The organism is Nocardia sp. JW2 (assembly GCF_051843015.1).
In the GTDB taxonomy this organism is placed as follows: Bacteria; Actinomycetota; Actinomycetes; order Mycobacteriales; family Mycobacteriaceae; genus Nocardia; species Nocardia coubleae.
The window spans coordinates 328,919-341,137 of the sequence record NZ_JBPXLK010000004.1; the positions used below are offsets into that span (position 1 = coordinate 328,919).

Sequence of the window (12,219 nt, forward strand, 5' to 3'; positions counted from 1 at the left end):
AATACTCTCTTATTGAGAGAATAATGTTCTCATGAACATTGGCATGATTCTAGACATGGCGGCTTCGGCCGGAAATCGATCGGTGATCACGGTCGGCGACCGCTCGCTGACGGCTGCGGGCCTGCTCGACTACGCCCGGCGCGCGGCACCACGCTTCGGGGAGTACTCCGCGGTGCTGTATCTGGGCACCAGTCACCTCGCCTATCCGGTCGCGTTGTTCGGCTCCGTCCTGGCCGGTGTGCCGTTCGTGCCGCTGAACTACCGGCTCGGTGCCGAGCAGACGGCAGCGCTGCTTCGCAGGCACCCCGGCGCGTTGGTTTTGGAACCCGGCGATCTCGACGCCCTCGTCACCCCGACGCCGACTGCCGCCGCGCCGGAGCTACCCACACCGTGGGACGGCGACGCGGTCGCGGTGATCATCTACACCAGCGGCACGACCTCCGAACCCAAGGCCGCGCTGCTGCGGCACCGGCACCTGATGGCCTACCTGCTCAACACCGTCGAATTCGGTTCCGCCGCAGCGACCGACGCGGCCCTGGTCTCGGTGCCCCCGTACCACATCGCGGGCCTGACGAACCTGCTCTCCAACCTCTACGCCGGGCGCCGGGTGGTCTACCTGCCCGCCTTCGACGCCGCCGACTGGTTGGCCACCGTGCGCCGCGAACAGATCACCCAGGCCATGCTCGTGCCGACCATGCTGGCCCGCATCGTGGCGCACGTCGACGGCCCCGATGCCGCCACCCCGTCGCTGGCGACCCTGTCCTACGGCGGTTCCCGGACACCGCGCCCGGTCATCGAGCGCGCGCTGCGGGTCTTCCCGTCGACCGGCTTCGTCAATGCCTACGGGCTCACCGAGACCGCGTCCTCGGTGGCGGTTCTCGGCCCGGACGACCACCGCGCGGCGGCAAGCTCCCAGGACCCGGCGGTGCGGGCCCGGCTCGGGTCCGTCGGCCGCGCGCTGCCCGGCATCGAATTCGAGATACGCACCGCGACAGGCGAACCCGTGCCGACCGGTGACACCGGACTGGTGTACGTCCGTGGTGACCAGATCTCGGGGGAGTACGGCGGGCACACCGCGCTCGATGCCGAGGGCTGGTTCCCCACCCGCGATCTGGGGCGCCTCGACGACGAGGGCTATCTGTACATCGAGGGCCGCGCCGACGACACCATCATCCGGGGTGGGGAGAACATCGCACCCGCCGAGATCGAGGACGTGCTGCTCGCCTGCCCCGGGATCACCGAGGCGGCGGTGATCGGTGTTCCGGACCCGGAGTGGGGGCAGCGACTCGTCGCCGTGGTCGTCGGGACCGGCGACGAAGACGACCTCAAGGAGTGGGTGCGCTCGCGTCTGCGCTCGTCGAAGACGCCCGACGCCGTCGTCTTCCGCGCCGAACTGCCCAAGACCGAGACCGGAAAACTACTGCGACGCAACCTCGTCGCCGAAATGGAGAACACCGATGCCTGAAGCAGTCATAGTCTCCGCCGTGCGGACCCCCATCGGCACCGCGCGCAAGGGGACGCTGCGCGACACGGACGCGTTCGTCCTGGCCGATCACGTGGTCTCCGCCGTGGCGCAGGACTGGGAGCCCGGCCACATCGACGACGTGGTGCTGGGGGAGGGGCGCTACGGCGGCGGTGTGCTCGCCAGGCACGCGGCCGTCACCGCCGGGCTGACCACGGTCCCCGGGCTGGCCACCAACCGGCACTGCGCCGCCGGGATGGCCGCGGTGCAGACCGCGGCCGCGAACATTCGTGCGGGGATGGACCGGCTCGTCATCGCGGGCGGGGTGAACTCCGACTCCACCGCGCCCCGGCAGCGGTTCCGCGTCGGCGAGGACGAGTGGCTCGAGCCCTGGACCTCGCCCTCCCACCCCGACCGTCCCGACGCGCCCAACCAGGACATGTCGATCACGGTCGGGTGGAACACGGCGGTGGAGACCGGGCTCACCCGCGCCGAGATGGACGCCTGGGCGCTGCGCTCGCACCGGCGGGCGATCGAGGCGATCGACACCGGCCGCTTCGTCGACGAGATCGTGCCGCTCGAGACCCCACACGGATTGTTCGAGGTCGACGAGCATCCCCGCCGCGACACCAGTGCCGAGAAACTGGCCGGGCTGAAGGTGCTGCACCCCGAGATCGAGGGCTTCAGCATCACCGCGGGCAATGCGGCGGGCGCCAACGACGGTGCCGCGGCCATGATGATCGCGAGTGACCGGTTCGGCTGGCCGGTGCTCGGTGTCATCCGGTCGTGGGCTTCGGTCGGTATCGATCCGGCGTTGATGGGACTCGCGCCGATCGAGGCGATCACCAAAGCTGTGGCCCGGGCGGGTATCTCGCTCGGCGATGTCGGGCTGTTCGAGATCAACGAGGCGTTCGCCTCGGTACCGCTGGCGGCGATCAAGACGCTCGGCCTCGATCCCGAACTCGTCAACGTGAACGGGAGCGGCTGCTCGCTCGGGCATCCGGTCGCGGCGACCGGTGCCCGGCTGATCGTCACGTTGGTGCACGAATTGCGCAGGCGCGGTGGCGGTTTCGGTGTCGCCGCCCTGTGTGCCGGCGGTGGCATGGGGTCGGCGACCGTCATCGAGGTGCCCGCGCCGTGACCTGTCCCGGGTGACCGAGCGGTCACCCGGGGTTCACGCCACCGCGAACCCGTACGCGCAGAAGTTCCAGATCTCGCCCGCGGTGATCGGGTGCGTGCCGTCCTCGTCGGAGCCGCCCGCGGACTGCGCGGTGAACATCACCGTCTGCATCACCACGGCGGCCATCCGGCGCGGTTCGAGGTCGGCGCGCATCTCACCGGCCTTCTTGGCCTCTTCCATCAGCTCGGTGAACAGGCTCAGCAGCGGTGCGTGGGCCACCTTGACCTGGGCGGGGTGGGAGACCAGCAGTTGCGGTGCGAAGTCGGTGAACAGCGGTCGCTGCGCGGTCGGGTCGGGCCTGCACAATTCGAACAGCAGCTCCACGGCGACCTGCAGGCGCTCGAGCGGCGTCTTCTTGCCCTCGGCGGCCGCGGCCAGCTGATCGGCCGTCCGGTTCAGCGCGTCCTCGAACAGGGCGAGCAGCAGCTCGTGCTTGCCGTCGAACTGCAGGTAGAAGCTGCGCAGCGACTGCCGTGAGCGGTCGACGACCTCCTGCACGGTGAAGTCGGTACTGCCCTTCTCGGTGATGATCGCCTGCGCCGCGTCGAGGAACTTCTGCACCCGCTGCTCGGCGCGCAGTTTCGCGCTGCGCAGTGAGCGCTCGACGGCACGCTGCTTCCACGCGGGCTCTTCGCCGACGCTGGTCACGGGCGCCTCAGTTCTCGGTCATCTGTGCAGAACATGAGTGCACTGTACCGGAGAACGTCATATTCATCGGCGCCAGGCACGCCGGAACGACCTGATGCGAGACTATTACTTTCCTTTGACGAGAATGCTATTCTCCTGTTTGTTCATCGCGGTAATCAACGAGGAGGCCGTCGGGATGCTTGTGGAGCTCGACTCCGATCAACGGCTGTGGCAGGAGACCGTGCACGCCGTTCTCGTCAAGGAATGTCCGCCGACACTGATTCGTGCGATCGCCGACCAGGACGCCGATCCCGCCCCGCTCTGGCAGACCTTCGTCGAGCAGGGCTGGACCGAGCTGACCGATGCCGCCGACGCGGTGGAACTGGCCATCGTGCTCGAAGCGCTCGGCCGGGCAACCGATCCCACGCCCTATCTGGCGACCATGACCCACTTCGCCCCCCTGGCACCGCGATTCGCGCGGCCGGGCGGCACCGGGTCGGCGGTGTTCGACGGTGTCAGCGCGCGCCGCGACGGCAGCGACTGGTTGCTGAACGGCACCGCCGAACACGTGCTCGACGGTGATCGGGCCGAGCAGCTCGCTGTCGTCACGGGCGCGGGAGTGTTCGTGGTCCCCGCCGCCGACGTGACGGCCCGGCGCACCTCGGTCTTCGACCCGGTACTGCACATCGCCGAGGTGAGCTTCGCCGACGTGCGGGTGCGCGACGACTTCCGCGTGGACACCGACCCCGAACGGGCCCGCCACCTCGCGCTGACGGGGCTGGCGCTGACCATGGTCGGTGCCTGCCAGCGCATTCTGGACATGGTGCTCGAGCACGTGCGCACCCGGCAGCAGTTCGGGGTGGCGCTGGGCACCTTCCAGGCGGTCAAACACAAGGCCGCCGATATGCAGATAGCCATCGAACGGGCGAGGGCGCTGGCCTATTTCGCGGCGCTGACCATCGCCGCCGACGATCCGCGCCGCCGGATCGCGGCCTCGATGGCCAAGGCCGCCGCCGGTGAATGCCAGTCCTCGGTGTTCCGGCACGGCGTCCAGTTGTTCGGCGCCATGGGTTTCACCTGGGAGAACGACCTGCAATTCGCGCTCAAGCGGGCCAAGGCGGGCGAGCTGCTGCTCGGCGGAGCGCACATCCACCGGGCCCTGATCGCCGAGGAATACCATGCAACTGACTTTTGACAGCGACGTCGAATCCTTCCGTGCCGAATTCGTGGCCTTCCTGGCCGAACACGGCCCCGACCCCGCGCTCGCCGCCCGCGACCGAGCCCGGTCGAGCGCGGACATTCCCGCGTGGTCGCGCGAATGGCAGCGCCGCCAATTCGACAGCGGCTGGCTGCTTCCCGGCAATCCACCGGAGTTCGGCGGCCGCGACGCGACGCTGCTGCAGCAGTACGTGCACCTGGAGGAGCTGTCCAGGCGGCACATGTATCACAGCTTCAATCCGCAGGGGCTCGGCATCATCGCCGCCTCCCTGCTGTCCTTCGGCACCGAACAGCAGAAGCGCCGGTGGGCGGTGCCGATCCTGCGGGCCGAGATCACCGCCGCACTCGGCATGAGCGAACCGGGGGCCGGCTCCGATCTGGCGGGCCTGCGCACCCGCGCCGTACTCGACGGCGACCACTTCGTCGTCAACGGGCAGAAGGTCTGGACCTCCGGGGCCCACGACGCCGACGTCCTGCTCACCTTCGTCCGCACCGACCCCGAAGCACCCAAACACAAAGGGATCAGTGTGCTGTTGATCCCGACCGACACCCCGGGCGTGACCAGGCGCCCGTTCGCCTCGATCTGCGACCGGCACGACCTGGACTTCAACGAGGTGTTCTTCGAGGACGTCGTCGTGCCCGCCGAGAACCTGGTCGGACCCCTGCACGGCGGCTGGACGGTGGCCAACGGTTCCCTCGGGCACGAGCGAACACTGTTGTGGCTCAGCTTCGCCGACCGGCTGCGGGAACTGATCGAGGACTACCGGCCCAGCACCGTGCTCGAGCGCGACCGCTACGCCACGGCGATCATGGACAACCAGGCCCTGCGCCTGCTCGGTTCCGCCGCGCTGGCCAGAGCGGCCAGGGGCGAGAGCGATGTCGCCGCACTGTCGGTACTCAAGGTCCTCGGTTCGGAGGCCGTGCAGAGCGCGGCCGAACAGGCACTGCTCGCCTCGGGCGCCGACGGCCTCGTGCACCCGGCGATCACCCGGGCGTTCGATCCGCTGAATCTGGACAACTTCTCGTGCAGCTGGTTCGAGCGATACGTGCGCAGCTTCGCAGGCACCATCGCGGGCGGCACCTCGGAGATCCAGCGCAACATCATCGCCGAGCGTGTGCTCGGCCTCCCCCGGAGTTGAGGAGCTCGCCGTGTACATCCGCTACGAGGTCGCCGACAAGATCGCGACCATCACCCTCGACCGGCCCCAGGCCGCCAACGCGCAGAACGCGGACCTGCTCGACGAACTCGACGCCGCCTGGACCAGAGCCGCCACCGACGACGACGTCGCGGTGATCGTGCTTCGCGGTGAAGGAAAACACTTCTCGGCCGGTCACGACCTGAAGGATCGCTGGCCCGCGCCCAAGGACATCACGCTGGAATGGATCTACCAGACCGAGAGCCGCCGCTATCTCGAGTACTCCCTGCGCTGGCGCAACGTGCCCAAACCCTCGATCGCGGCCGTGCAGGGCCGCTGCATCGCCGGGGGACTGCTGCTGTGCTGGCCGTGTGACCTCATCGTCGCCGCCGAGGACGCGCTCTTCTCCGATCCGGTGGTGTTCATGGGCATCGGCGGCGTCGAATACCACGGGCACACCTGGGAACTCGGCGCGCGCAAGGCCAAGGAGATCCTGTTCACCGGCCGCGCGGTGACCGCACGCGAAGCCGAGCAGGTCGGCATGGTGAACAAGGTGGTCGCGCGCGAGGAGCTCGACGCGCAGACCCGCGCACTGGCGACCACCATCGCCGCCATGCCGCCCTTCGGCCTGCGACAGGCCAAACGAGCGGTCAATCAGACTCTCGACGTCCAGGGCTTCTACGCCGCGATCCAGTCCGTCTTCGACGTGCACTCGACCGGCCACGGAAACGCGCTGAGCGTCAACGGCTTCCCCATCCTGATGGCACTGGACGAGATGAAACAGAGGATCGAGTGATGCGAAACATGCTGCGCCGCAAGGCGATGACCTGTTGCGGAGTGGTGGCATTCGCCGCCGTGGCGGTCGCGGGTTGCGGTGACGACGAAGAGTCGACCGCCGCCCCGCGCACGTCGAGCGTCGTGACCTCCGCGGCTGCGGCGACGGCCGATGCCGCGACCGTCCGGGCGGTCTCCGACGCATACCTGCTGTTCTTCGACGGCAAGGTCTCCGCCGAGGAGAAGATCGCCGTGGTCGAGAAGGGCGCCGAGTTCGAACCGGTGCTGCGCGCGCAGGGCGAGAACCCGCAGGCGAAGACCACCTCGGTCACCGTGAGCGCGGTGAAGACCACCGGCGCCGACGCCGCCGACGTCACCTATTCGCTGCTGATGAACGGCACCCCGGTGCTGCCCGATCAGACGGGTCAGGCAGTGCGCGAGGGCGGGAAATGGAAGGTGGCCGCGGCCACCTACTGCGCCCTGATGGCGATCCAGGGCGGAACCTCGCCCGCGTGCCGATAAGGACGACAGCAGTGAGATCGCAGCGAATTCTCGTCGCCATGATGGCGACCACGTTGCTCGTGGCCGGTTGTGGTGGCCGGACCGGCAGTGGCACCGAAGAGGGCGCGGCGCCGAGCGCTCCGGTGACCGCCGATTTCGGTGACCTGACCGGGGTGTGTGGGCCCGGCACTTCGACGAGCTCGCCCACCCAGGGGGTGACCGCGAAGGAGATCGAGGTCGGTGTCTTCACCGACATGGGCTTCACCAAGAACCCGGAACTCGTCGACGCCGCGAAGGTGTTCACCTCCTGGTGCAACGACAACGGTGGAATCAACGGCCGCACACTGAAATACACCGTGCGCGACGCGAAGCTGCTCGAAGTCCGCCAGCGGATGCTGGAAGCCTGCCGCGAGGACTTCGCCCTGGTCGCCGGCTCCGCCGCACTCGACGGTCTCGGCGTGAAGGACCGGCTCTCGTGCACACTGCCGGAGTTCCCGGCCCAGGTGAGCCAGGTGGAGAACACCGGTTCGGACCTGCAGGTGGGGTCCGGGGCGTCGTCGGCGCGCCCGTACGACTCCTACACCGGCATGCGGCAGTGGTTGTTCAAGGAAGCCTATCCGGCCTCGGCGGGTGCCGTCGGCATCATCGTCGCCGACTCACCGGTGGTGAAGTCCATGGCCGACCGGTACCAGGAATCGCTGCCCGCCGAGGGTGCGACGGTGATCTACAACGACCTGTATCCCGCTGCGGGCGTGTCGGATTGGACGCCGTACGCGCAGTCGATCAAGGCCAAGGGGGTGAAGGGGCTGATCTTCCTCGGTGACTTCCGCAGCCTCGCCAAGCTCGAGGACGTGCTCACCAGCATGGACTACAAGCTCGACTGGGTCGACGCCACGAGCAACGCCTACAACCCGGCGTTCCTCGAACTCGCGGCCACCGCGTTGACCGCACAGAACAACTTCACCGATCTGTCGGGCACGGCGCCGCTGGAATCGGCGGGCAGTGTCGCGGCGGTGCAGCGAGCCAAGGATCTGTTCGCCCGTTACGCCCCGGACGGCAAGCTGACCTTCCTCGGCCTGCGGGCGCTGACCCAGTGGTTGCTGTTCGCCAAGTCCGCCTCCGCCTGCGGCGACAACCTGACGCGCACCTGCCTGCTCGAGACCGCTCGCAAGGAAACAGCCTGGACGGCAGGCGGTTTGCAGGCGCCCGCGGACATGTCGACCCAGACCGTGGCACCCAGGTGTTTCAACATCATGAAAGCGACCCCACAGGGCTGGGTCGCGGCCGACTTCGCACCGGATACCGGTCCGTACCGCTGTGACATGAAAGCCTATGTGTACACCAAGGATTACGGCCGCCCGCTGACGCTGGCGGACGTCGGCAAGAGCATGAGCGACGTCGAGTAGATGGAGCAGTTCATCGCGTTCGGCGTCGTGGGGCTCAGCACCGCCGCGATCTACGCCGTCATCGGCAGCGGCCTGGTGCTGACCTTCACCACGACCGGTGTGTTCAACTTCGCCCACGGCGCGGCGGGCATGATGTCGGCGTTCGTCTACTGGCAGCTCACGGTGGGCTGGGGCCTGCCCGCCGCGCTCGCCGTGGTGGTGGTGCTCGGGGTGTTCGCGCCGCTGTTCGGGCTGGCGTTCGCCCAGGCGCTCGCGCCCGCCCAGGGCCTGGGTGACGCCGAGAAATTGGTGATGACGGTGGCGTTGCTCAGCGGGCTCATGCTGGTGGCGCGCTGGATCTGGAACCCGGATGTGGCGCGCACACTGCCCCGGTTCTTCGCCGAGCAGCGGCCGCTGCACGTGGGCGCGGTGACCGTCACCTGGCATCAGGCACTGACAATGGTGGTGGCCGTAGCGGTCGCGGTGGGCTTGCGAATCCTGTTGTATCGCACCAGGACCGGGGCCGAGATGCGGGCAACCGTCGACGACCGGGCCCTGGTCGGTCTCACCGGCGCCGACCCCCGCCGCGCGAACCGGGTGGCCTGGATCCTCGGCATCGAACTCGCCGCGGTGGGCGGCATTCTCATCGCGCCGATGGTCGCGCTCGACGCCGCGCAACTGTCACTGCTGATCGTGAGTGCCTACAGCGCGGCCATCTTCGGCAGGCTGCGCAGTCTCCCGATGACGTTTCTCGGCGCGATCGTGGTCGGCTGCCTGGAGAGCTACCTGACCGGATACCTGCCGCAGAACGCCTACCTGCCGGGGCTGCGGCTGGCCGCGCCCGCGCTGTTGCTGCTCGTCGCGCTCCTGCTGTTCCCTCACGGACGGTTGCGCGGGCGCGATCGGCGACTGAGCCCGGTGCACCTGCCGACCGTGCGTGGTTCGGCCCTGTTCGCCGGGGTGGTCGTGCTCGTCGGTGTCCTGCTCGCGACCCTGCTCAGCGAGTCGGACCTGATCACCTACGGCTCGATCTTCGCCTTCGGTGTGATCGGATTGTCGTTCGTCCCACTCGCGGGGTACGCGGGCCAGATCTCGCTGTGCCAGTTGAGTATCGCCGGCATCGGTGCCGTCGCCTACGCGCACCTGGGCGCCGAGGGGCAATGGTGGGCATTGCCCGCCGCGATGGTGATCGCCGGAACGGTCGGCGCGTTGATCGCGCTGCCCGCGCTGCGGTTGTCCGGTGTATATCTGGCACTCGGTACGGCGGCATTCGCGGTGGTCCTCGATCGGTGGATCTTCACCCTGCCCTCGTTCTCCGTGCTCGGCGTCGAGATCGCGCTGTTCGACCAGGGGTCGGTGAATCTCGTGGGTCCGGCCCTGTTCGGCACCCAGCTCACCAGCACCGCCCAGATCACCGTCTTCGCGGCGATCGCGCTGGCGGTGTGCGGGTTCGCGGTCGCGATGCTGCGCCGTGCACCGTTCGGACGTCGGATGATCGCCCTGCGCGACAGCGAGGCGGCCTACGCCACGCTCGGCGGCAACCTGCTGGCCGGCAAGATGCTCGTGTTCTCGCTGTCGGCCGCGATCGCCGGACTCGGCGGTGCGCTCTACGGCATGCAGTTGCGGTCGGTGTCCGCCGAGCAATTCGGCTTCGTCGCCGGACTGCCGATCTTCCTGATCGTCGTGATCGCCGGCCTCGGTGTCGTCGGCAGCGGATTGTTCACCGGTGCGGCGTATGCCGGTCCACTGCACGCGATTCCGGTGCTGTTTCCCGCGCTCACCAACCTCGTCCATGTCCTGCCCGCCCTGGGCGGCATCGCGTTCAGCGGTGGTTTCCTCGGCCAGGGCGCGCTGGCGCACCTGCGCGCCGAGTGGGCGGCGGTACTGCGGGATCGGCTCGTGCGTGGCGTGCTGGTCGGTGGTCTCGCGTTGCTGTGGCTCTCGCGCCTTGCCGACGTGATCAACGGCTATGTGTTCACCGCCGGTGCGCTGACGGCCGCCGTCGTGCTCCCGCGCTGGGCAGGCAGGCGGGCGCGTGCACCCCGGGCCGCGCGGGTGCCCGTCGAATGGCTCGGCCTGCAACGGCCCTGGAGTACGGCAGACAAGGAGATGCTCGATCGTGGGATCGCTACTCGAAGTTGAGGCGGTGACGGTGACCTTCGGCGGTCATCGCGCCCTCGACCAGGCGGGCCTGAGCGCCGAGGCGGGCCGGGTCACCGGCCTGATCGGCCCGAACGGGGCGGGCAAGAGCACGCTGTTCGACGTGATCTGCGGATTGCGCCGACCGGTATCGGGCCGGGTCACCATGAACGGGCGGGAGGTGACCCGGCTCGGTCCCGCCCGGCGCGCACGCCACGGACTGGCGCGGACCTTCCAGCGACTGGAACTGTTCGGCCGCTTGAGTGTTCGCGACAATCTGCTGGTCGCGGCGGAACTCGGCAGGCGCCACGGCGACGCGCACGCCGTCGTGGACGACATCATCGGTCGCCTCGGCCTGGATCAGGTCGCCGACACCACCGCCGACGAATTACCCACCGGCACCGGCCGATTGGTCGAAGTGGGTCGGGCGATGGCCACCCGGCCCAGCGTGCTGCTGCTGGACGAACCCGCGGCGGGCCTCGACCCTACCGAGACCGAGAAATTCGCCGAACTGGTCCGCACGCTCGCGGCCGACGGCGTCGCGGTGCTGCTCGTCGAACACGACATGGGCCTGGTCATGTCGGTGTGCGATCAGCTGTTCGTACTCGATCTCGGCACGATCATCAGCTCCGGTCCACCCGAAGTGGTCCGCGGCGACGAGGCCGTGCTGGCCGCCTATCTGGGAGAAGGATGAGTTCCACACTCGAATTACACGGTGTCCGTGCGGGTTACGACGCGATCACCGTGCTGCACGGCGTCGATCTGCGCGTCGCCGCCGGGGAAGTGGCCGCCCTGCTCGGGCCCAACGGGGCGGGCAAGACGACAACCCTGCGGGTGGCGGCCGGGGTGCGCCCGGTGACCGCCGGGCGGCTCGTGCTCGGCGGCCGCGACGTCACCGGAGTCGACGCGCGAGAGCTCGCCCGGGTCGGTGTCTGCCTGATCCCCGAGGGCCGAGGCGTGTTCCCGAACCTGTCGGTGAGCGACAACCTGCTGATGATGACCTTCACCGGCAAAACCCATGCCGAGATCCAGGAGGTCGCGTTCAGCCGGTTCCCGACCCTGGCCCGGCGCGCCGACCAGATCGCGGGCACGATGTCGGGCGGCGAGCAGCAGATGCTCGCGCTCGCACGCGGATTGGCCACCGACCCGGCGGTGCTGTTGCTCGACGAACTGTCGATGGGATTGGCCCCGCTGGTGGTCGAGCGGCTCTATGAGCAGGTCGCCGAGATCGCGCGGCAGGGGGTGGCGGTGCTGGTCGTCGAGCAGTTCGCCGCCGCCGTCCTCGAGATCGCCGACCACGCGGCCGTGCTGGTGCGTGGCCGCATCGAGTACCAGGGGCCCGCCGACCGTGAGCTTCGCCGCGAACTGCCGACCCTCTACCTAGGAAGTCACCGATGACCGAAACACGTGCCGACCGCTTCGCCGCCGACCTCGCCGCACTGAAGATCCCCGATCCGGCAGCAGGCCGGGGAAGCCTGTGGTTGCGCCTCGGCGCCAGTCTGATGGTTGCCGGGCCCGGTGTCGCGGTGCTGTCCTATTTCCTGGCGCACAACACCTCCGATCCGCTCGCCCAGCGCGACGCTCTGGCCCTCGCCCTGACCGGGGTGGCGCTCAGTGTTGTCGGGGCCGCGCTGTTCGTGCGCTATTCGCTGACCGGTGTGCTGCGGTTCTGGATGGCCCGCCAGTCCTACGACCTGGACCAGTTGGCGCAGCGCCTGAGCGAGTCTCGCGTGCCGCTCGACGACGCCGCGCCGGTGGCCCGATGAGCCGGTGCCGGACCGCCCCCCGCGGCGGTCC

12 protein-coding genes are annotated in these 12,219 nt (G+C 68.9%); 11 read left to right on the forward strand and 1 reads right to left on the reverse strand.

What is annotated here, in order from left to right; genetic code table 11:
- The first annotated feature begins 31 nt into the window (after positions 1-31).
- Both ACSVDM_RS09175 and ACSVDM_RS09180 read left to right on the forward strand, forming a co-directional pair.
- The gene (locus tag ACSVDM_RS09175) at positions 32-1,465 is read left to right on the forward strand and encodes a class I adenylate-forming enzyme family protein (RefSeq protein WP_439264003.1); all 1,434 of its coding nucleotides are present in this window, start codon (positions 32-34) and stop codon (positions 1,463-1,465) included.
- Positions 1,458-2,603 carry a thiolase family protein gene (locus ACSVDM_RS09180; RefSeq protein ID WP_181696094.1) on the forward strand — a complete coding sequence of 382 codons (1,146 nt, stop codon included), beginning with the start codon at positions 1,458-1,460 and terminating at the stop codon, positions 2,601-2,603. Before ACSVDM_RS09175 ends, ACSVDM_RS09180 begins: the two co-directional genes overlap by 8 nt.
- A 33-nt stretch (positions 2,604-2,636) precedes the next feature.
- Here the strand turns inward: ACSVDM_RS09180 and ACSVDM_RS09185 are convergent, their stop codons facing one another.
- Positions 2,637-3,290, reverse strand: a complete 654-nt coding sequence (locus ACSVDM_RS09185; RefSeq protein WP_225280065.1) for a TetR/AcrR family transcriptional regulator — start codon at positions 3,288-3,290, stop codon at positions 2,637-2,639.
- Between the two features lie 175 nt (positions 3,291-3,465).
- Between ACSVDM_RS09185 and ACSVDM_RS09190 the strand changes: the two genes are divergently transcribed.
- The 9 genes from ACSVDM_RS09190 to ACSVDM_RS09230 are packed head-to-tail and all read left to right on the forward strand — an operon-like array spanning position 3,466 to position 12,188.
- Entirely contained in the window at positions 3,466-4,464 is a 999-nt protein-coding gene (locus ACSVDM_RS09190; protein WP_439264023.1) for an acyl-CoA dehydrogenase family protein, read from the forward strand.
- Positions 4,448-5,626 carry an acyl-CoA dehydrogenase family protein gene (locus tag ACSVDM_RS09195; protein WP_439264004.1) on the forward strand — a complete coding sequence of 393 codons (1,179 nt, stop codon included), beginning with the start codon at positions 4,448-4,450 and terminating at the stop codon, positions 5,624-5,626. The genes ACSVDM_RS09190 and ACSVDM_RS09195 overlap by 17 nt, the downstream gene beginning before the upstream one ends.
- A gap of 10 nt (positions 5,627-5,636) precedes the next feature.
- Positions 5,637-6,419 carry an enoyl-CoA hydratase gene (locus tag ACSVDM_RS09200; protein ID WP_439264005.1) on the forward strand — a complete coding sequence of 261 codons (783 nt, stop codon included), beginning with the start codon at positions 5,637-5,639 and terminating at the stop codon, positions 6,417-6,419.
- Positions 6,419-6,919: a hypothetical protein gene (locus tag ACSVDM_RS09205; protein WP_439264006.1), complete on the forward strand. Its 501-nt coding sequence runs from the start codon at positions 6,419-6,421 to the stop codon at positions 6,917-6,919. The genes ACSVDM_RS09200 and ACSVDM_RS09205 overlap by 1 nt, the downstream gene beginning before the upstream one ends.
- Positions 6,920-6,957: 38 nt before the next feature.
- A complete protein-coding gene (locus ACSVDM_RS09210) occupies positions 6,958-8,304 on the forward strand; it encodes an ABC transporter substrate-binding protein (protein ID WP_439264024.1) in 1,347 nt (448 codons plus the stop codon).
- Complete coding sequence (locus ACSVDM_RS09215; protein ID WP_439264007.1) at positions 8,305-10,425, forward strand: branched-chain amino acid ABC transporter permease; 2,121 nt, start codon at positions 8,305-8,307, stop codon at positions 10,423-10,425. It abuts the gene before it with no gap.
- On the forward strand, positions 10,403-11,116 hold the full coding sequence (locus ACSVDM_RS09220) for an ABC transporter ATP-binding protein (RefSeq protein ID WP_439264008.1): 714 nt from the start codon (positions 10,403-10,405) through the stop codon (positions 11,114-11,116). Before ACSVDM_RS09215 ends, ACSVDM_RS09220 begins: the two co-directional genes overlap by 23 nt.
- Complete coding sequence (locus ACSVDM_RS09225; RefSeq protein WP_181696087.1) at positions 11,113-11,820, forward strand: ABC transporter ATP-binding protein; 708 nt, start codon at positions 11,113-11,115, stop codon at positions 11,818-11,820. Before ACSVDM_RS09220 ends, ACSVDM_RS09225 begins: the two co-directional genes overlap by 4 nt.
- The gene (locus tag ACSVDM_RS09230; RefSeq protein WP_439264009.1) at positions 11,817-12,188 is read left to right on the forward strand and encodes a hypothetical protein; all 372 of its coding nucleotides are present in this window, start codon (positions 11,817-11,819) and stop codon (positions 12,186-12,188) included. The genes ACSVDM_RS09225 and ACSVDM_RS09230 overlap by 4 nt, the downstream gene beginning before the upstream one ends.
- Positions 12,189-12,219: the final 31 nt, after the last annotated feature.

Coding starts and splice junctions, on each gene's coding strand:
- ACSVDM_RS09205 (WP_439264006.1), top strand. CDS start 6,419: ATGCGAAACATGCTGCGCCGCAAGGCGATGACCTGTTGCGGAGTGGTG.
- ACSVDM_RS09215 (WP_439264007.1), top strand. CDS start 8,305: ATGGAGCAGTTCATCGCGTTCGGCGTCGTGGGGCTCAGCACCGCCGCG.
- ACSVDM_RS09195 (WP_439264004.1), top strand. CDS start 4,448: ATGCAACTGACTTTTGACAGCGACGTCGAATCCTTCCGTGCCGAATTC.
- ACSVDM_RS09175 (WP_439264003.1), top strand. CDS start 32: ATGAACATTGGCATGATTCTAGACATGGCGGCTTCGGCCGGAAATCGA.
- ACSVDM_RS09210 (WP_439264024.1), top strand. CDS start 6,958: ATGATGGCGACCACGTTGCTCGTGGCCGGTTGTGGTGGCCGGACCGGC.
- ACSVDM_RS09225 (WP_181696087.1), top strand. CDS start 11,113: ATGAGTTCCACACTCGAATTACACGGTGTCCGTGCGGGTTACGACGCG.
- ACSVDM_RS09180 (WP_181696094.1), top strand. CDS start 1,458: ATGCCTGAAGCAGTCATAGTCTCCGCCGTGCGGACCCCCATCGGCACC.
- ACSVDM_RS09230 (WP_439264009.1), top strand. CDS start 11,817: ATGACCGAAACACGTGCCGACCGCTTCGCCGCCGACCTCGCCGCACTG.
- ACSVDM_RS09190 (WP_439264023.1), top strand. CDS start 3,466: ATGCTTGTGGAGCTCGACTCCGATCAACGGCTGTGGCAGGAGACCGTG.